Here is an 18,302-nt window from a genome sequence, read left to right on the forward strand (position 1 = left end):
ATGCAGAAGAAAATCGGACTCTTTTTCGGAACCTTCAACCCTATTCATGTTGGTCATCTTACCATTGCCAACCATATGGCGGAGTACAGCGATTTAGATGAAATTTGGATGGTCGTTACACCCCACAATCCACACAAGAAAAAGAAAACCCTTTTAGAAGACCATCATCGATTGGCGATGGTTCGTATTGCCGTTGAGGATTATCCAAAACTAAAGGCGAGCAATATCGAATTCGATTTACCGCAACCGAACTATACAGTTAACACGCTAGCACACTTAGAGGAAAAATATCCGGAGCAACAGTTTTGTTTGATTATGGGGGAAGATAATTTGAAGAACCTTCACAAATGGAAGAACTATGAAGTGTTGGTAAATCGATATCCTTTATATGTCTATCCTAGGATATCCGAAGGCACCGTGCAACCACAGTTTAAGGAAAATGTGAGTATCACGAGGGTTGAGGCGCCCATCATGGAATTAAGCTCTACTTTCATCCGAAACGGTATCGCGGAAGGAAAAAATATCCGTCCCATGCTTCCTTGCGAGGTTTGGAAATATTTGGACGAGATGAACTTCTACAAATAAAAACCGCCCCACATCTGGCTTAACTTACTCCAGCGGGGGCGGTTTCAACTAACCAACCAAAAAATCGTTTATGCTTTTATGAGATTTTCAATCTCTTTGGCAACCTCGGCGTTGGATTTCCTCAGTTTACCTTCGTTGTTTTTATATTGAATAAAACCTCTTCCTCTAAAACGATATAAGGTTCCACTCGTGTTGTGAAATAACTCTATCGTGTTGTCATTCATAACGTAGAGTTCAAAATATTCATTGCCCAGATAATCATAATCCAATGTTAAATGTTTCAGGTAGGGCTCTCCGGCAATATCATCCACTTCATAAATACCACTATAATCCCAATACAGATAGTCAATATTCGTGCCATTGCCATCTCGTGAACTTCTGAAGTTACCATCCCCTTGCGCCGGTAAAAACTGAAGGAAATTCTCATAATCGAATTCATTTAACGCACCGTATTCACTCGTATAGATTTTTTCCCATGCTACGTATTCCTGTAGGAAATAATGAAGGTTTTCATAGAACAATTTATCATAGTCGAAGGTACTGCGCTGATATCCTACCAAAATATAGCGAAGCTTTTTGGACGGATAATAGAGTTCAATCGTAGTGTCGTTCAATTGCGTAACAATAAAGCGATGAAAGCCATCAATGTCGTGCGATATTTCAAGTACATCTTCGTAGGCATCGTAATACCCAACATCAATTCCAAAACCATACCCTTGATCGCCAATACCTACAAGGTTGTTATTCGCATGCAAAGTGCCGTTTCGAAATGACATGGTAAAGGCTTTTTGAACAAATGGAATGTAGCCATTTCCCGAAGACTGGTTGATGTCTACATACCATAATTCGTATGAAGACAATAGCTGACGCAACGTCAAGGTAGGAGTAGTATCAACATATTCGTCCTCTACAATTACTTCGGTATAACAAGAGGACAGCATAAAAAATGCAACAAACGGAATCAAAAATAGTTTTACAGTCTTCATAACGTCCGATTTTAGGGGTTACTGTAGTTAAGAAAACGAAAAACGTGCCACTTTTACAATAAGCTGAATATCAAATATTTAAAATTAGTAATTTAGGTTAATAGCTTTGACTTCCCTTAGTAATTCAATCTTCCGGCTTCTTCCCCTTAATATTTATGTATTTTTGATAGTGTTGAAATAATCTTTATGGAAGACAAACCAAAATTTGCGGTTTTCGGAGGCGGTAGCTGGGCTACAGCTATCGTAAAAATGCTATGTGAAAATCTAGAGGAAGTCGGTTGGTATATGCGAAGCGTATACGCGGTTGAACACATCAAAAAACAGGACCATAACCCGAATTACCTAAGCTCTGTCGAATTTAAGGTGAACCAACTGAAGCTCAGCAACGATATTGATGAGATGATCAACTATGCCGACTATTGTATTTTTGCGATTCCTTCGGCTTTTGTTGAAAAAGAACTTCAGAAAATATCCGTTTCCTTAGATGATAAAATCATCTTTTCTGCGATTAAGGGTATTGTACCTGAAAGCAGTTTAATCGTAGGGGATCATTTCAACACGCATTATGGTGTGCCTTTTCATAACATCGGCGTTATTTCCGGACCTTGTCACGCCGAAGAGGTCGCTCTAGAACGCTTGTCCTACCTTACCATTGCCTGTGCTGATGAAGATAAGGCAAAGTGCGTGGCCAAGCATCTTAGCAGCGATTATATTAAATGTACGACGAGTGATGATATCATCGGAACCGAATATGCTGCCATGTTGAAGAATATTTATGCTATCGCTGCCGGTATCGCACATGGGCTTGGTTATGGCGATAATTTCCAAAGCGTTTTGATGAGCAATGCCATTCGTGAAATGAAGCGTTATGTGAAGAAGGTGCATAAAATGAAGCGAAACATCAACGATTCCGCTTACCTAGGCGATTTATTGGTAACGGGCTACTCTGTTTTTAGTCGCAATAGAATGTTCGGTAATATGATCGGGAAAGGCTATACCGTAAAAAGCGCCCAGATGGAAATGAGCATGGTTGCGGAAGGCTATTATGCTACGAAAAGCGCTTATGAACTAAACAAGGCCAAAGGCAAGAAAAAGGCTAAAACACCTATCATTAATGCTGTGTACGATGTTTTGTATGATGGCAAAGACGCTAAAAAGATATTCCAGAAATTGACTGAAAAGTTAGATTAACGGGCAAGCACTCCTTCCTTTTCCATAACGGGAAGCGTAACCGCATTATCTTCAATAGCTGCGTTTGCGGGAATTTCAAATCGCTTATCGAATAGTTTTCCTTCCAAAAAGTAGGTTACGGTGAAGTAATTCGGAAGTTTCAGTACATTTACCTCCAAAAATTCAATCTTAGCAAAGCCTTTCGCAGGTAAGGTGGAAAGCGTTCGACGCATTGGGGCGGTCATTTTGGAATCATCGTACGCTTGAGAAACGATGATAACGGTTTCCAAAGGTTCCGAATTATTATTGATGATGTAAGCATTCCATTCATCAACCTTGAACTCTTCGTTGAATTCCTGAACTGCTGCAACATACACTTCCTTTACTTCAGGAATTTCGATATCCTTACGCATCTTAGTCGGTCTTCTTTTTCCACATAATCCAAACCCCTAGCAAGGCAAAGGCACAAATTACGAGAAAGATACTTCCGATAACGATTTCAAAAACGGCCACCACAAAAGTTAGATAACCCACAACCAACAGCGCCAATACTAAAAGCGCAATAATTAAATACTTTTTCATAATACGCTTTTAAACTGATCTAAGAATCGAATATCGTTTTCGCTTAACATTCGAATGTCCGGAATTTGATGCAATAGCAGTGCAATACGATCGATACCCATTCCAAAGGCGAAGCCAGAATATTCCTCGGGATCGATATCACAATTTTTCAATACATTGGGATCTACCATTCCACAGCCCATGATTTCAAGCCAGCCGGTACCCTTCGTCATTTTATAGTCGGTTTCCGTTTCCAACCCCCAGTATACATCTACTTCAGCACTTGGCTCCGTGAAGGGGAAATAGGACGGACGCAATCGGATCTTCGATTTTCCGAACATTTCAGTAGTAAAATATTGTAGGGTTTGCTTTAAATCGGCAAAACTCACGCCTTTGTCCACATACAATCCTTCCACTTGGTGAAAGAAGCAGTGCGAACGCGCTGAAATGGCTTCATTTCTATAAACACGCCCAGGTGAAATTGTACGGATAGGCGGTTTGTTATTCTCCATATACCGAACCTGAACCGTACTGGTATGAGTCCGCAATAAAAGATCAGGATCCTTTTGAACGAAAAAGGTATCTTGCATATCGCGTGCCGGGTGATACTCCGGAAGGTTAAGGGCCGTAAAGTTATGCCAGTCGTCTTCGATCTCTGGGCCTTCAGATACATTGAAACCGATGCGCGAAAAAATCTCTACAATCTTATTTCGAACTAAGGAAATCGGGTGACGCGACCCTAACGGAATCGGTTCTCCTGGTCTTGACAAATCGCCATACACACCTTTAGCTGTTTCCTTATCCTCTAAGGCTTGCTTCAACGTATCGACTTTTTCCTGAGCCGTTTGTTTCAGGGTATTCACCGCTTGGCCAAAATCCTTTTTCTGCTCGTTTGGAACGTTTTTAAATTCCGCGAAGAAGTTATTTAAAATACCCTTCTTCCCCAGATATTGAATACGGAATTGTTCCACTTCTTCTTTGGAAGTAGCCGTAAAGGCTTCCACCTTCGCAATATGGTCCTTGATCTTTTGTATCATAGCCTAAAACATTCAGGTGGGCAAAATTACGCATTTTCTTTTGAAAGCATTAGGCCGTATCGGTCTTTTGGAAAGCCAATCGTTCATCATCCAAAAACAAGTAACGCATCAAGAAAAAGACAGAAACCGCTCCGAACGAATGCCATAACCAATGGGTGCCCATCGGCAAAATGTCAAACTCATTATCTAGGGTTCTACAGCTTAGCGCCAAGGCAAATGCGACTACCGCCCACAGTATGTTCTGAGCGAATTTCCATTGATTTTGGTAACTGTAAATAATCAACGGCAATAGAAGCGCGACGGTTGTTGCTAAATACCCAATTGAAATCGTCGTTCCAGGAATCTGACGAACACCGTAGACAAATACTAAAATTCCTAAAGTGAACAACAGGCCTTTGGCTGTTGTATTGACTGACTTAAAAATAAAGTAGACTGAAACGGAAAATGTTAGCAATACAATCGGCACCCAGTCCAATAATAACCATATTTCCGCACTTCTAGTGGCGTGATAAATCGTTCCACCAACGAAGCATATAAATAGCACCGGTAAGGTATACGCTAAAAACTGATGTTTTTTATAATCGCGATATACTTTGAAGGCGAAGTAGAGGAAAATCGCTAAAAATAGAAAGTTGCTAAAGGTATTAAAGGGTTCTACTGGAAATCTGCCTTCCACCGTTTCCTTATAAATAGGACCACTGTCGCCAGGAAACTGCTGTAATAAATGGAAGGGTATCATTTACAGGATGACTTCTTTTTCTAGAAAGTAATGGACAATAGCTTCTTTCATCAATACGGACTGCTCTCCTGCCTTTAAAGGAGGTAGTTGCTCCAACATTTTATAATGCGGCCAGCCCTCTTCATCGATATAATCGAATTCGTAATACCCAAAAGGTTCCAGCAAACGGCAGATAGCGATATGCATCAAATTTACTTTATCATCCTTTCGGAAACGTCGGTGCAGTTGACCCAGTTCTTGAACTCCAATCAAGTAGATGATACCATCTAAATCCAATTCCTCTCCGTCGGCGAAGCGATTACTTAAAAAACGGACCAATTCGTCCCATCGTTGCCGCAACTGTTCATCTCTAGCCATGCAACAAAAATAGTTGTTCTAGTTCAATAAAACCATCCTTTCAACGATTGTAGTATCTTTATGCCAAAAGCATCGCAATGACCACCATCGACATTATACTTGGCGTGATTTTACTAATCGCATTCTATTTTGGATATAAGAAAGGACTTTTTGTAACCCTGGCATCTTTAATAGGACTCATCGCAGGTGTTTATGGCGCTATTCATTTTTCCCATATTGTTGGCAACTGGCTTTCGGAACGCTATGATTGGAGCATACAAACCACCAACATTGTTGCTTTTGCCGTTACCTTTCTCATCATTGTATTCGTAATATCGTTAGCAGGTAAATTCTTAACCAAGGTAGCCGATTTCGCTGCTCTAGGATTGGTGAACAAACTTCTAGGAGGCGTTTTCAGCATGCTGAAATATGCATTTATCGTAAGTGTTGTTTTTATGTTGGTCGATGCTTCCGATAGTTATCGAATGGTTTCGATGGAAGAACGGGAAACTTCAGTGCTCTATCCGCCAGTCGCTTCCTTGGCACCCTTAGTATTACCTCAAATTTTGGAAGAGGTAGACGATTTCAGAAACGATCCGCCTGAGGTGTTGGAAGAATACAAGCAATCGGATAACGATTCGCTTCCAAGTGAAGCAAGTGATAGTATCGGTGAAGAGTAATCACTCATAAAACGTACTGAAACTAAAAAAGCCTGGCGATATACCAGGCTTTTTTAGTAATGGAATACATCAAATTAGCGATCTATCCGTAACTCATCCTTTTTCTTTCTTTTGAAAAATTCAGCATAGCTTTGTGGATTTTTTTCCTCTCCACGTTCCGAAATCAAGGTTACATCGATATTTCTATCCTTCGCCTTGATTCTGAAATCATCAAAAACTTCGATAACATCATTATCCAAAAAGCGTGTTTTGGTCGTATCGATTTCCAACAACGTATTTTCTTCAAGCTTATCCAATTCCTTGATAATGGCACCTTTGTTAATAAAGGTAACTTCTTCAGCTAAGGTCATCTTAACAACGTCAACGTTATTTTCCTCCGACTTACGAATGTGAAGGAAGTGGCTGTTTTGGTAGTTTTTGATCAGTACTACCACAATTCCAACAGCTAGTCCAAGGCTAATACCGATTAGTAAATCGCCAAATACAATACCGATGATGGTAATAAAGAACGGAACATATTGTTTCCATCCCTTTTGGATCATTTCCTTGAATAAGGAAGGTTTTGCCAATTTATATCCTACCAAAAATAGGATTGCTGCCAATACTGAAAGTGGAATTAAGTTTAGAACAGTTGGAATAAGAATTACTGAAATCAGTAACAAGAATCCGTGCATGATCGCAGAGGCTTTTGTTTGTCCGCCCGACTGAATATTCGCCGAACTCCGTACAATTACCTGTGTTACTGGCAGCCCGCCGATTAAACCGGAAAGCATGTTACCAGTTCCCTGTGCGAACAGCTCTCTATTTGTTGGGGTAGTCCTTTTATGTGGATCGAGTTTATCTGTTGCTTCCACACAAAGTAATGTTTCCAAACTTGCTACCAATGCGATTGTGAAGGCAGTTACCCAAACCTGTGGATTTCCGATGATACTAAAATTTGGAAATGTAAACTGCCCTAAAAAAGAATCGACATCATCCGGCACCGGCACGGCGACCAAATGATCTTTCGAAATGGCGAGACTCTCGGAATCTTGCGTCAACAAGTAGAAAATAATACCTGCAGCAACAGCTACCAGCGGCCCTTGAATTAATTTAAAGATTTTGTATTTCTTGCTGAGTACTGCTTCCCATAAAATTAGGATAGCCATACCGATAATAGCAATTACGGTAGCTCCTGGGCTGATATTTCCAAAAATATTTCCAAGTTCAGAAAAGGTATTCTCTCCATCTACCTGTAAAAAGGCCCAATCGCCTTCAGGATCGGCATCGTAACCAAAGAAGTGAGGAATTTGCTTTAGGATAATGATAATTCCAATCCCGGTAAGCATTCCCTTAATTACAGAATTTGGAAAATAGTACCCAATAATTCCGGCTCGTAATACTCCAAACAGAATTTGAATAGCACCTCCCAATACCACGGCTACCAAAAAGTTTTCCCAACTTCCGAGTGTCGCTAAAGCGGCCAATACAATTGCTGTTAGACCGGCTGCTGGACCACTAACCCCTAAGCTAGAACCACTAATAGCTCCTACTACAATACCTCCGACAATACCGGCGATTAAACCAGAAAAAAGAGGCGCCCCACTTGCCAAGGCGATTCCCAAACACAAGGGAATAGCCACGAAAAATACGACTACCGAAGCAGGAAAGTCATTTTTAAAATTTTTGAACATATGTTACGTTTTTAAAATTCCTTTTATGTTTGGTTTAGTTATAGAATGTTACGCTTCCATCGGAAACGTCGTACATAGCGCCGACGATCTTAATCTCGCCGTTATCTTCCATTTCTTTTAGCAATGGACTCTGGCTACGCATGTTTTCCAATGTTTTCTCTACGTTCTTCTTTGAAACTGCATTTACGAAATCGAGGTTAGACGATGTTCGCTTATCCGCTTCTTTTGGTTCTTTCACGGCTTCAACTGCTGGTTTTATTTTGCTCACCAATGCAGTGATGTTTCCAAGCTCTACATCGTCGCAAGCGCCTTTCACTGCACCGCATGCCGTATGGCCCATTACCACAACCAATTTTGAGCCTGCTACCTTACAGGCGTACTCGATACTTCCTAATACGTCTTCATTGACGAAGTTTCCAGCAACCCGAGCGCTAAAAATATCACCAATCCCTTGGTCGAATACGATTTCAGCGGGCACGCGAGAATCGATACAACTCAATACCGCGGCGAACGGATATTGACCTCCTGTTGTTTCCTTTACCTGTTGGTTCAAGTCGCGGTCTGCTTGCTTCTTGCTAAGAAACCGTTGGTTTCCTTCTTTTAGACGTTCAATTCCTGCGCTAGGCGATATAGCCGATTGCGCTTGTTTGTCAAGTGCTTTCATAGTAAAATTTTAATAGTTAAAATGTATAACATTCCCCCGAAAGAGGAACTTGATATATAGTAAAATGAGAAGATAGCAGCCAATAGGACGCTATCGAATAAAATTCTTAGGATAGAAAAAATTCAGGAGGCGGAGAATGGGTTTCTGAGTATACCCACTGCCAAGTAGCGTTATAATAAAACCCTTCCTTTGCATCCAAATCCTCGGCAAATACTGCCGCAAAGGCATCTTCCGATTGCGAGTCTTTCTGCTTGGGCTCCACTTTATAGCTATCGGACGTTTCTTCTTCAGTCATTGAAAAGTAGGTGTTTACATCAACTTGAAGCTTTGCAAGCGTAAGCACGGCAGGTGCTGCTAGAAAGCTGCTGAAAATCACCAAAAAGAATATACTTTTCAATCGCATAGATCAGAAATTCCTGAAAAATTCAAAATTACGTTTTCAGTATGACAATCCTGTTAAGAGAATCTTAAAACCTAAAGGCGTTTCACGTCTGAAACGGGCATCCATCCATCTTTACCGTCCACTAATGAAATCCGAATCCAGTTTCCTTCCGACTCCAAAATTTGAACTTTTGTGCCTTCATGTAGTAAAAATGATGTGGAACTTCCCAAGTTCGGCTCGCTTTTAATTTCTGCTTCTTCTGCAAAGACAATCGCAGGAGTGTCTGAAGTCGTATCGCCATACACCGTATACGCCATACTAATCGCTACAATCGCAATTATTACTGAAACCAAAGAAGATGTAAAGAACAATCGTTTGCGACCGCTAGAGGCCGAAAACCAATACAGCAAAAAGAGTAAGGCAAATAGAAAAGTCATTATTACGGTAGCTATTGCCCAACCATTGAAGGTCATGATGCCTGAAATATTCTGGTACCATCTAGAAAAGACTGACTGTGGCAACGGTTCGATAGCATCGATACGCGCGTTTTCAGCAAAGGCTAAGTTGTTCCTTATATCGCTATCGTTTGGTGCCAATTGTAAGGCTTTTTCATAATAATAGATACTCGGCCCGATGTTATTCAACTTGTAATGTGCATTTCCTAGGTTATAGTATACTTCGGAAGAATGCTGGCCGTCATCCAAAATTTGCATCCAAGCATTTATGGCTTCTTGATACTGTCCATCCCGATAGCGTTCCTTGCCTTGTTCGAAGAAGGCTTGGTTTTGCGCAACTCCGAGGGTAAGACTTACTAGCGCCAAAACGAAAGCTAGAGCTGTCTTACGATATGATGTTCCAAAATGTTTCACTATACTGTTCATAGCTTACCTTTTGAATTGTTTATCTATTTCCGAAACTACCGTAGCGGCTTTATTATAATCTTCTTTCATGGTTTCTGAAGAAGCGGGTGTATACCTTGCAAATTCGCAACTCTTCAACAGACCGATAAATTTGTCGATCGTAGCTTTGTCTACATTGTTTTCGGCTAGCAGACTTTCAATTCGCTCTTTGCTGAACTCACTAGTTACGATATCCAGTTTTGCCTTCAAATAATTGTGAAGCGCCCGTTCCAAGGCATCATAAAAGGCTACTTTGTCTCCTAAGTTCCGCTTGGCTTCACTTAAATACTTTTTCGCCAATTTGTTGGCACGGCGTAAACGGTTTCCTTCCACATCGGCTAAACGTTCCTTGCGTTTTTTTCCGACAAACATCAAAATTGGAATCAATAAAAGGGGTGCTCCTACCAGCGACCAAAATAAGGTAGACTGAAAGAAACTATCTTGTTCAACCGAGGATAAGGAAGTGCTCGTTTTTATATACTTAAACTGATCTTCAGAAAGTGTCACGGGTTGCTTGGCGGTATTTTCATCGTTTGCTGAAGCGACCGGCGTAACAGGACCTTGCTCAACATTGATTACGATTTCATTTGAAGTCTTCGTTTTGTACGTTTCCGTCATCGGATCGAAAAAGGAAAACGTCAACGGTCGAATAGGATACTTCCCTTTGAATTGTGGTACTACCGTGTAGGTCTCTGTAATATCGCCTTCCATTCCCGAACGCGTCGTACGAACATTTTCGGAACGTTCTGGCTCATACACTTCAAGTGAGCTTGGTAGTTTTACCGAAGGCGGATCGAAGAGTTTCAAGTTTCCATTTCCTGAAACCGATACTTGAAGCTCCAGCGATTCCGTTGCATCCAACGTCTCTTTCGATGTTTTCACTTCAAAATCGAAATCGCCAACAGCACCAGCAAAATCGTCGGGGCGACCTTCCAGCGGTAATGGTTTCACATTAATCGTTCGTTTTCCTGCGGAAATCGTTTTATTTACTCGAGTCGTTAAGCGTCTTCCAAAGAAATCGCGACGATTGGATGGCACATCGATAGGAACATCTAACGTTAGCGGCTCAATTTCAAGTTCTCCTGTTTTCTGCGGATATAGTACGGTGGTACGAAGAATTACATAGCGATAGCTTTCACCTTTATACGTGCCATCATATACCTTATAATTTCCTCTTGTATCGATATTCTGACTCCAGAAATCGGCATACTTTGGTGAATCCAATTCGCGCCACTGACTGGTAATACTAACGTCGCGCGAAACATACATTTTGTAGGTTACCGTAATCGCCTCATTTAAATACGGATTGGTTTTGCTAATCTCAGCAACCAGATGCACGTTTTCACTTGCTACATAATCGGCATTGTTGCCATCTTGGGGCTTTTCTACCGCTTGGGTTACGGTCACTTTAATGGGTAAGCTCTTATACGTTTCTCCTTCAATCTCGATGGTTGCCTGCCCGATGGTAAAGGAGCCCTGTGCTTGGGGTGCTAGAAAATAGCTATAGGTCTTACTGTAGCTTCGCTTTCCATTGATATAGGAATTGCTGATGGCCTGGTTGGGACCGCCCACCACGCGAAACCCGTCAAAGTCCGGCGGATTGAAGTTATCGCCATCCTTGTTCATTTCAAAATCGATGCGCAGTCGCTCGTTAACTCCGAGCCGTTCTTTACTGACTTTCGCATCGAAGGTTACCTGTGCAAATCCCGAAAACCCGAGAAATAGCACAAGTATCAAAGAAAGAATTGATTTCAGCTTCATCATCGTTACCAATCTTTGTTCGACTTCACTTTTGCGCCTTTTTGTTTTTTAGCGTTGATTTTATCCTGAACTTTTTTCTCTTCATTATTCATCGCCTCTAACAGGCTCTTCACCTGCTGGGGAGATAGTTTTCCTGGAACAGGCTGTTGGGGCTGCTGCTGTTTGTCGCCTTCACCTTTGTTTTGATCTTTCGGCTGCCCTTGATCGTCTTCTTCATCGCCTTGCTTATTCTTGTCCTTCTGATCGCCTTCATCTTTGTTTTCCTTATCATCCCCTTGATCACCTTGGTTGTTATCCCCTTGGTTATCCTTATTTTCCTGATCTTTATTCTGATCTTGCTGATCTTTGTTGTCGTCGCCACCGCCACCTTGGGGAGGATTCTTTTCAAGCATTTCCTTTGCTAACGCCAAGTTATAGCGGGTTTCTTCATCGGTTGGGTTATTGCGAAGCGCATTTTTATACGCTTCCACCGCTTCCTGGTATTTTTTGTTGTTCATAAAGCCATTGCCGAGATTGTGGTAGGCTTTATGCTTTTCGGCCTTTGATTGTGCTACGGAAGCAGCCTGCTTAAAACGCTGGATGGCTTCATCGTTTTGGGCGCGGTTGTAATACGCCGTTCCAAGGTTATATTTTAACGTTTCACTCTTCGGATTTAAGGCAATAGCCTTTCGATAATCGGCTTCTGCCATCGGGAATTGTTCCTCGCGCAAGGCTTCTTGTGCTTCACGAGCGAATACATCGGCTTGCTTTAGCACTTTCTGTTGTTCCTTATCGAGTTCCTGCCCCCAAACTTGAGTAATTCCCAAGCATAGAACAAGCATCCATACACTTTTAAGAAAACCCGTTTTATTTATATCTGAGATCTTCATGCTACATACTTCAAATTACGACCGTTTATCACGTTCGCCGAAAAGGTTCAATCGTTTTACCCATTCGGTTTTTCGTTCCAATAGGAATACATCCAATACAAGCAAAAACAATGCCCCGCCTAAAAACCACTGAAATTGGTCTTTAAAATCGGTAAATTGTTTCGCTTCAAATTCCTTTTTATCCATTCCATTGAGGATAGCTGTCACATTGTCAACCACTTCCTGTGTATTGCTGCCATCGATATACTCACCATTGGCTTCTTCGGCAATTTCCTGAAGGGTTTCTTTTCCAAGCCGTGTGATGACCTGCTCGTTATTTTCGTCCCTTTTATAATATTGAAGAATACCGTTTCGCTTGATCGGAATCGGCCCTCCTTGTTCGGTCCCTACCCCAATTGTATAAATTTTAATGCCTTTTTCTGCAGCCTGTTCTGCTATTGAAGCCACATTGCCTTCATGGTCTTCTCCATCTGAAACAATGAAAAGTACTCTATTTACTTGTTCTTCATCGTTGTAATAGGTTTCCGCCATCTGAATGGCTTCGGTAATTGCCGTTCCTTGGCTGGAGACCATATCGGTATTCATACTCGTCAAGAAAAGCTTCGCCGAACCGAAATCGGTTGTAATAGGGACCTGTGGAAACGCACTTCCGGCGTAGCCGATAATCCCAATCCGATCGCCTGCAAGGCTATTGATTATTTGCGATACCAATTGCTTCGACTTTTCCAGTCGGTTGGGAGCGATATCTTCTGCCAACATACTTTTGGAAACATCCAAGGCGAAGACCACATCTACACCTTCGCGTTTTACGGTTTCAATCTTGGTTCCGATTTTGGGATTGACCAAGGCAAAACTCAAGCAAAAAATGGCTAAACAAAGGATAATAATTTTTAGCGTTGCTTTAAATACCGAACGGTTTGGTGCGAGCTTCTTCAACAATGGCCGATCGGAGAATCGCTTTTGAGCCTTTCGCTGCCATAGCAATACCGCAAAAAACAACAACAGCACCACTGGAATCGCCAGCAATACGTAAAAATAGATCGGTTGTTCTAATTGGTACATCTTATCTTTTCTTTATACAAATCCTTTGAATACGGTGTAGCGCAACAGTAGCTCCAGCCCTAATAATCCGAGCCCTAAAAATACCCACCAACGGAATTGCTCTTCGTAGTTGGTATAGCGAAATTCTTCGATATCGGTTCTTTCAAGCTTGTTGATTTCATCATAGATCTCATTCAACTTGGTTGTACTGGTGGCTCTAAAATATTGGCCTCCGGTGGTTTGTGCAATTTCCTCCAACAAGGTTTCATCTATTTCAACCTGAATACTATTATATTGAAACGTGCCATCTTGTTTTAATCCGATAGGCGACATGGCCATGCCGTTTGTTCCCAGTCCAATGGTATAAACCTTAATTCCAAATTCTACCGCGAGTTCACTGGCGATCTTCGGATCGATAAACCCACTGTTGTTCACTCCGTCGGTAAGCAGGATGATGACCTTACTCTTCGCCTTGCTTTCCTTTAATCTATTCACCGAGGTGGCCAATCCCATGCCAATAGCCGTTCCACCTTCAATAATCGTATTATACTTAATGCTTTTTAAAGACGACAACACGATGCTTTTGTCGCTGGTAAGGGGTGTTTTGGTGTAGCTTTCCCCTGCATATTCCACCAGTCCAATTCGGTCGTTCGGACGGTTATTGATAAATCGTCCAGCCACATTCTTCAACGCTTCCAATCGATTCGGCTTTAAGTCTCGTGCCAACATGCTAGCCGAGACATCAATTGCCATAACAATATCGATACCCTTGGTAGTTTTAGTCCGTGTGGTTTCATCAACATTACGCGGACGTGCAATGGCAACGATAAAGGCGGTAATAGCAAGCAAGCGAAGAATAAATAAAATCGGTTTCAGTCGTGCCAACCAGTTATTTTTGGTTTTAAACCCTTTGATGCTCGATATGGAAAGCGAAGCCGATTGCTGTTTTCGTTTCCAGAAATACCAGCCCATAAGCAATGGAAGCACCAAAAGCAGCCAAAAGAACTCGGGATGTACAAATTCGAACTGTTGCATCACTGAGTAACGGTTTGAGAGGAAGCCGGAACTTCCAGTTCAACTGAATTGAGGATACGCTCTTGAATGCCTTCAGCGTATTTACCATCGTCTTGATATACCAATAGTATTTGTTGTAGATAGCCCGGCTGTGCAAAAAGCAATAATTCGTAGTGACTATCGACATTTAATATTTTATCCTCGGAAACCTTGACATTCAGTTTTCCGAAGGCTTTTAGACCCGTAATCCCTTTTTGGGTTTCGAAGGCTTCGCGCTTTACCAACAGATTTGTTGCTCCGCGCTCTTCAAGTGTTTCCAAAGCGACATCCATCGCCTGTTCGAGTCCTACCTTTTGTTCCACTTGAAGTGATACCGTGCTTACCGAAATATAGAACGGTTCGGTTAGTGCTCCTGTTTCGAAAGTAGTACCCTTTCCGGTAGAATCAACCTTACGCACCAAAATTTCAGGAGTTTCGATAATAATCTGTGGACTGCCGTATTCACTTTTGTACCAACGACCTTCGGCCAACTCGCGCATTTCGTTTCCGAATACTTTATCACGCAGATTATCGAAGCCCGTCAGACTTCCATAAATGGCTCCAGCCAGCACAATAGCTACCAATACACCAACTCCAGCATAGATCCATTTTCTGCGTTGTCGCTTTCGTCGTTGTGCTTCTTGATATTCCAAATCGGCCTGCAGTTCTTCTTCCGTTGGTTCTGGAATGGCTTCTTCGGTTTCATTGATAATTTCCTCGATGCTTTTTCGATCGCTGATGGCTTGCCCTTCAGCTTGTTCCATTTTTGCGAACTTCACCAAGTCGGCGCGACGTAGAATTTCCTCTAGTTTTCGAAGGGTGTTGGTGTCGAAATCGAAATGACCAGCGTCCTTATGCATTTGCAGGCGGGAAATCAATTCACCGGTAGTAGCTTCCAACGCAATATCATCTACTTCACGGTCTAGGTAACGTTTCACGATTTCCGTAAGGTGTGAATAATATTCCTTCGATTTCCGTTCTTTCAGATACGGTGAATTGTCTAATTCATGAAGCGCTGTAATGGCTTCTTCATATGGTGGCAACTGCTGTTCTGCTTCTTCCTTTCGTTTCTTTCTTCTGAAATACCAAAACAAACCTGCGCCTATAATGAGCAAAGGCACCAACCACAGTAGCAATGCGATCCAATTGAAGGGAGGACGTTTAACTTCCATCGCTGGCTTAATGTCGAACATCCTCTGCTGTGTCGTATCCACAGGAACGTTTCGAACTTCAACCTGAAACGAATCGGTAACCAACGCTTTATCGTTATACATGACCCGCTGTGGCGGAATGGTATAGCTTCCGGAGTCGAATTGGGTCAGGCCATATTTCTTGATTAATCGATACTTCGCTTGTTCGAAGGTGGTGTCTATTTTATACGATTCGATGACCTCTAAGGGTGAAAAGGTCTGTCCGTCGGGAAAGACGATCAGATCTGTGGAATCGGCTACGACTTCCATGCTATATCGAATTTCTTCTCCTATGCGAATCGTGGTAGTGTCTAAAGAAGCAGTAACTTGCTGTGCAACTGAAGTTGTGTGAATTGCGCATAAAGCAACGATGAAAACCATGAGCTTCAGGTGAAGCAATCGGCTCCATTTCATAAATACTCTTTTATGTCGGTTTTGCACCATCTTACGCTCTTCGTTTAAAATATCCCAATAGCTTTTTCACGTAGCTTTCATCTACTCGGCAACTCAAGGCGCCCGCACCGCTTTTAGTGAAGCTCTCTTGAAAATAGTCCACTCGACCGCGATAGTACTTGTGGTATTCCTGTCGAACTTTTTTAGAACCCGTATTCACAAGCATTCGTTCACCCGTTTCTTCATCCCGCATCTGCACCATCCCGATATTCGGCATTTCGGCTTCACGTTTGTCGTACACTCGAATTCCGGTAACATCATGTTTGTTCGCCACAATTTTTAAAGTATCACGATAGTCATCAGCGATAAAGTCGGATAGGACGAAAAGAATCGCTTTTTTCTTAATCACGTTCGTCATATAGCGCAAGGCCTGTGCTACGTCCGTTTTTTTGCTTTGCGGTTCAAACTCCAGTAATTCACGAATAATTCGGAGTACGTGCGATTTTCCTTTTTTGGGTGGAATGAAGAGTTCAATTTCATCGGAAAAAAGGATCAATCCGATTTTGTCGTTATTCTGAAGTGCTGAAAATGCTAGCGTTGCAGCAATTTCCGTAATGATTTCATTCTTGAACTGGGCATCGGTACCGAAAAATTCCGAACCGCTGATATCGGCCATCAACATCATGGTCAGTTCCCGTTCCTCCTCAAATACCTTCACAAACGGTTCATTGTAACGAGCCGTAACGTTCCAATCGATATTTCGGACATCGTCGCCAAACTGATATTGACGTACTTCACTGAAGGTCATTCCACGTCCTTTGAACGTACTATGGTACTCGCCCCCAAACACATGATCGCTCAAGCGTCGGGTCTTGATCTCGATTTTTCGAACTTTTTTGAGTAACTCCTTGGTATCCATTCTTTTGTAGTCGATAGTCGTTTTTCAGTGGTCGTTGGCGTTCTTCAATAAATAAAACAACGGTGTACTGCTTAGGTAATGGTCCAGTGATTACGGTACTTCGATTACATTCACAATTTTGTTGATGATGTCTTCTGAAGAAATGTTCTCGGCTTCCGCTTCGTAGGTAATACCGATACGGTGACGCAACACATCGTGTACCACAGCGCGAACATCTTCTGGCACCACATACCCACGTCTTTTTATGAAGGCGTAGCATTTTGAAGCCAAGGCTAGGTTAATACTTCCCCTTGGCGAAGTTCCAAAACCGATTAAAGGCTTTAAGTCTTCAAGTTTATGTTGCTCTGGATTTCGCGTAGCGAAGATGATATCGAGTATGTATTTTTCGATTTTTTCGTCCATATACACTTCACGAACCGCGTTTTGTGCGCGCAGAATCTGATCGATCGTGACAACTGGATTCACCTGTTCAAAACCACCTTTAAGGTTTTGGCGCATGATAAGTTGTTCTTCCGAAAGCTGTGGATAATTGATAACCGTCTTCAACATAAAACGGTCTACCTGTGCTTCAGGTAATGGATAGGTTCCTTCTTGTTCGATTGGGTTTTGGGTTGCCATTACTAAGAAAGGCTTATCGAGTTTAAAGGTTTCTTCTCCAATGGTAACCTGCTTTTCCTGCATCGCCTCGAGCAAGGCCGACTGTACTTTCGCAGGCGCTCGGTTAATCTCATCGGCCAATACGAAATTTGCAAAAATAGGTCCTTTCTTAATGCTGAAATCGTTCACCTTCATATTGTAGATAAGGGTTCCGATAACATCCGCAGGAAGAAGGTCGGGCGTAAACTGGATTCGACTGAAACTTCCGTGTACCGCTTTTGATAGAGTATTAATGGCAAGGGTTTTTGCCAGACCAGGTACTCCTTCCAGTAGAATATGGCCCTGTCCTAACAAGCCAATCAACAATCGTTCGACCATTTTTTTCTGGCCTACGATTACTTTGTTCATTTCCATCGTCAAGATATCGACGAAGGCACTTTCCTTTTCAATTTTTTCATTCAAGGCACCGATGTCCAATTTGGAATCTGTTTGCTCCATAACACAATTATTTTCAGTATAACTAGCGGGATTTTCAACCGTGCAAATTGGGTATTTATACGAGAAAATCCTGTTAAATATAGGTTAAATTAGCCATCGTAAAGACGAGGCCATTTTCAAAACGTTTCAATAAAGCAAAGCTTCAAGAAGACAATTGCTATTGCCAGAACGATGGCAAAAATAAAATTTTTATAATTTCTTCTATAATGTTCTTGAAAACAGGTTTTCACAATAAAAAAAAGGATCGCAAGCGCGACCCTTTCCTTCAC

General features: G+C 41.9%; 20 protein-coding genes. 3 read left to right on the forward strand and 17 right to left on the reverse strand.

Going from position 1 to position 18,302, the window contains the following annotated elements; translation table 11 throughout:
• Complete coding sequence (gene nadD / locus I4Q58_RS06095) at positions 1-585, forward strand: nicotinate (nicotinamide) nucleotide adenylyltransferase (RefSeq protein ID WP_203294854.1); 585 nt, start codon at positions 1-3, stop codon at positions 583-585.
• Between the two features lie 68 nt (positions 586-653).
• On the opposite strand, the gene I4Q58_RS06100 is transcribed toward nadD, so the two are convergent.
• Positions 654-1,571 carry a nicotinic acid mononucleotide adenyltransferase gene (locus tag I4Q58_RS06100; RefSeq protein WP_203294856.1) on the reverse strand — a complete coding sequence of 306 codons (918 nt, stop codon included), beginning with the start codon at positions 1,569-1,571 and terminating at the stop codon, positions 654-656.
• 186 nt (positions 1,572-1,757) lie between these two features.
• On the opposite strand from I4Q58_RS06100, the gene I4Q58_RS06105 reads away from it, so the two are divergent.
• Positions 1,758-2,762 (forward strand): NAD(P)H-dependent glycerol-3-phosphate dehydrogenase, encoded by a 1,005-nt coding sequence (locus tag I4Q58_RS06105; protein ID WP_203294858.1) that lies wholly within the window; start codon positions 1,758-1,760, stop codon positions 2,760-2,762.
• Here the strand turns inward: I4Q58_RS06105 and I4Q58_RS06110 are convergent.
• Genes I4Q58_RS06110 through I4Q58_RS06130 form a run of 5 tightly spaced genes read right to left on the reverse strand, consistent with a single transcriptional unit; the run spans position 2,759 to position 5,435 of the window.
• Positions 2,759-3,154 (reverse strand): hypothetical protein, encoded by a 396-nt coding sequence (locus I4Q58_RS06110; RefSeq protein ID WP_203294860.1) that lies wholly within the window; start codon positions 3,152-3,154, stop codon positions 2,759-2,761. The two genes, I4Q58_RS06105 and I4Q58_RS06110, sit on opposite strands and share 4 nt — an antisense overlap.
• A 1-nt stretch (position 3,155) precedes the next feature.
• Positions 3,156-3,323 (reverse strand): hypothetical protein, encoded by a 168-nt coding sequence (locus I4Q58_RS06115; protein ID WP_203294862.1) that lies wholly within the window; start codon positions 3,321-3,323, stop codon positions 3,156-3,158.
• Complete coding sequence (gene pheS / locus I4Q58_RS06120) at positions 3,320-4,339, reverse strand: phenylalanine--tRNA ligase subunit alpha (RefSeq protein ID WP_203294864.1); 1,020 nt, start codon at positions 4,337-4,339, stop codon at positions 3,320-3,322. Before pheS ends, I4Q58_RS06115 begins: the two co-directional genes overlap by 4 nt.
• Positions 4,340-4,388: 49 nt before the next feature.
• The gene (locus tag I4Q58_RS06125) at positions 4,389-5,078 is read right to left on the reverse strand and encodes a hypothetical protein (protein WP_203294866.1); all 690 of its coding nucleotides are present in this window, start codon (positions 5,076-5,078) and stop codon (positions 4,389-4,391) included.
• Positions 5,079-5,435, reverse strand: coding sequence for a hypothetical protein (locus I4Q58_RS06130; protein WP_203294868.1), 357 nt, complete (start codon positions 5,433-5,435; stop codon positions 5,079-5,081). It abuts the gene before it with no gap.
• A gap of 77 nt (positions 5,436-5,512) precedes the next feature.
• On the opposite strand from I4Q58_RS06130, the gene I4Q58_RS06135 reads away from it, so the two are divergent.
• Complete coding sequence (locus I4Q58_RS06135) at positions 5,513-6,094, forward strand: CvpA family protein (protein WP_203294870.1); 582 nt, start codon at positions 5,513-5,515, stop codon at positions 6,092-6,094.
• A gap of 74 nt (positions 6,095-6,168) precedes the next feature.
• On the opposite strand, the gene I4Q58_RS06140 is transcribed toward I4Q58_RS06135, so the two are convergent.
• From I4Q58_RS06140 to I4Q58_RS06190, 11 genes are all read right to left on the reverse strand, one after another.
• Entirely contained in the window at positions 6,169-7,767 is a 1,599-nt protein-coding gene (locus I4Q58_RS06140; RefSeq protein WP_203294872.1) for a SulP family inorganic anion transporter, read from the reverse strand.
• 34 nt (positions 7,768-7,801) lie between these two features.
• Positions 7,802-8,431 (reverse strand): carbonic anhydrase family protein, encoded by a 630-nt coding sequence (locus I4Q58_RS06145; protein ID WP_203294874.1) that lies wholly within the window; start codon positions 8,429-8,431, stop codon positions 7,802-7,804.
• 106 nt (positions 8,432-8,537) lie between these two features.
• Positions 8,538-8,834, reverse strand: coding sequence for a hypothetical protein (locus I4Q58_RS06150; protein ID WP_203294876.1), 297 nt, complete (start codon positions 8,832-8,834; stop codon positions 8,538-8,540).
• 71 nt (positions 8,835-8,905) lie between these two features.
• Positions 8,906-9,694, reverse strand: coding sequence for a tetratricopeptide repeat protein (locus I4Q58_RS06155; protein ID WP_203294878.1), 789 nt, complete (start codon positions 9,692-9,694; stop codon positions 8,906-8,908).
• Positions 9,695-9,697: 3 nt separating this feature from the next.
• The gene (locus I4Q58_RS06160; protein WP_203295563.1) at positions 9,698-11,473 is read right to left on the reverse strand and encodes a BatD family protein; all 1,776 of its coding nucleotides are present in this window, start codon (positions 11,471-11,473) and stop codon (positions 9,698-9,700) included.
• Positions 11,474-11,478: 5 nt separating this feature from the next.
• A complete protein-coding gene (locus I4Q58_RS06165) occupies positions 11,479-12,342 on the reverse strand; it encodes a tetratricopeptide repeat protein (RefSeq protein ID WP_203294880.1) in 864 nt (287 codons plus the stop codon).
• 15 nt (positions 12,343-12,357) lie between these two features.
• The gene (locus I4Q58_RS06170) at positions 12,358-13,404 is read right to left on the reverse strand and encodes a VWA domain-containing protein (protein ID WP_203294882.1); all 1,047 of its coding nucleotides are present in this window, start codon (positions 13,402-13,404) and stop codon (positions 12,358-12,360) included.
• A 12-nt stretch (positions 13,405-13,416) separates the two neighbouring features.
• The gene (locus I4Q58_RS06175; protein ID WP_203294883.1) at positions 13,417-14,421 is read right to left on the reverse strand and encodes a vWA domain-containing protein; all 1,005 of its coding nucleotides are present in this window, start codon (positions 14,419-14,421) and stop codon (positions 13,417-13,419) included.
• Positions 14,418-16,040, reverse strand: coding sequence for a BatD family protein (locus I4Q58_RS06180; protein ID WP_203294885.1), 1,623 nt, complete (start codon positions 16,038-16,040; stop codon positions 14,418-14,420). Before I4Q58_RS06180 ends, I4Q58_RS06175 begins: the two co-directional genes overlap by 4 nt.
• A gap of 31 nt (positions 16,041-16,071) precedes the next feature.
• On the reverse strand, positions 16,072-16,938 hold the full coding sequence (locus tag I4Q58_RS06185) for a DUF58 domain-containing protein (RefSeq protein ID WP_203294888.1): 867 nt from the start codon (positions 16,936-16,938) through the stop codon (positions 16,072-16,074).
• 90 nt (positions 16,939-17,028) lie between these two features.
• Positions 17,029-18,033, reverse strand: a complete 1,005-nt coding sequence (locus I4Q58_RS06190; RefSeq protein WP_203294889.1) for an AAA family ATPase — start codon at positions 18,031-18,033, stop codon at positions 17,029-17,031.
• Positions 18,034-18,302 lie beyond the last annotated feature (269 nt).

The sequence above is a fragment of the Luteirhabdus pelagi genome, assembly GCF_016827595.1.
GTDB classification, from domain to species: Bacteria; Bacteroidota; Bacteroidia; order Flavobacteriales; family Flavobacteriaceae; genus Luteirhabdus; species Luteirhabdus pelagi.

What these genes read in the sequence shown, in the direction of transcription:
- nadD (WP_203294854.1), top strand. Translation starts at nt 1, where the DNA reads ATGCAGAAGAAAATCGGACTCTTTTTCGGAACCTTCAACCCTATTCAT.
- I4Q58_RS06100 (WP_203294856.1), bottom strand. Translation starts at nt 1,571, where the DNA reads ATGAAGACTGTAAAACTATTTTTGATTCCGTTTGTTGCATTTTTTATG.
- I4Q58_RS06105 (WP_203294858.1), top strand. Translation starts at nt 1,758, where the DNA reads ATGGAAGACAAACCAAAATTTGCGGTTTTCGGAGGCGGTAGCTGGGCT.
- I4Q58_RS06110 (WP_203294860.1), bottom strand. Translation starts at nt 3,154, where the DNA reads ATGCGTAAGGATATCGAAATTCCTGAAGTAAAGGAAGTGTATGTTGCA.
- I4Q58_RS06115 (WP_203294862.1), bottom strand. Translation starts at nt 3,323, where the DNA reads ATGAAAAAGTATTTAATTATTGCGCTTTTAGTATTGGCGCTGTTGGTT.
- pheS (WP_203294864.1), bottom strand. Translation starts at nt 4,339, where the DNA reads ATGATACAAAAGATCAAGGACCATATTGCGAAGGTGGAAGCCTTTACG.
- I4Q58_RS06125 (WP_203294866.1), bottom strand. Translation starts at nt 5,078, where the DNA reads ATGATACCCTTCCATTTATTACAGCAGTTTCCTGGCGACAGTGGTCCT.
- I4Q58_RS06130 (WP_203294868.1), bottom strand. Translation starts at nt 5,435, where the DNA reads ATGGCTAGAGATGAACAGTTGCGGCAACGATGGGACGAATTGGTCCGT.
- I4Q58_RS06135 (WP_203294870.1), top strand. Translation starts at nt 5,513, where the DNA reads ATGACCACCATCGACATTATACTTGGCGTGATTTTACTAATCGCATTC.
- I4Q58_RS06140 (WP_203294872.1), bottom strand. Translation starts at nt 7,767, where the DNA reads ATGTTCAAAAATTTTAAAAATGACTTTCCTGCTTCGGTAGTCGTATTT.
- I4Q58_RS06145 (WP_203294874.1), bottom strand. Translation starts at nt 8,431, where the DNA reads ATGAAAGCACTTGACAAACAAGCGCAATCGGCTATATCGCCTAGCGCA.
- I4Q58_RS06150 (WP_203294876.1), bottom strand. Translation starts at nt 8,834, where the DNA reads ATGCGATTGAAAAGTATATTCTTTTTGGTGATTTTCAGCAGCTTTCTA.
- I4Q58_RS06155 (WP_203294878.1), bottom strand. Translation starts at nt 9,694, where the DNA reads ATGAACAGTATAGTGAAACATTTTGGAACATCATATCGTAAGACAGCT.
- I4Q58_RS06160 (WP_203295563.1), bottom strand. Translation starts at nt 11,473, where the DNA reads ATGAAGCTGAAATCAATTCTTTCTTTGATACTTGTGCTATTTCTCGGG.
- I4Q58_RS06165 (WP_203294880.1), bottom strand. Translation starts at nt 12,342, where the DNA reads ATGAAGATCTCAGATATAAATAAAACGGGTTTTCTTAAAAGTGTATGG.
- I4Q58_RS06170 (WP_203294882.1), bottom strand. Translation starts at nt 13,404, where the DNA reads ATGTACCAATTAGAACAACCGATCTATTTTTACGTATTGCTGGCGATT.
- I4Q58_RS06180 (WP_203294885.1), bottom strand. Translation starts at nt 16,040, where the DNA reads ATGAAATGGAGCCGATTGCTTCACCTGAAGCTCATGGTTTTCATCGTT.
- I4Q58_RS06185 (WP_203294888.1), bottom strand. Translation starts at nt 16,938, where the DNA reads ATGGATACCAAGGAGTTACTCAAAAAAGTTCGAAAAATCGAGATCAAG.
- I4Q58_RS06190 (WP_203294889.1), bottom strand. Translation starts at nt 18,033, where the DNA reads ATGGAGCAAACAGATTCCAAATTGGACATCGGTGCCTTGAATGAAAAA.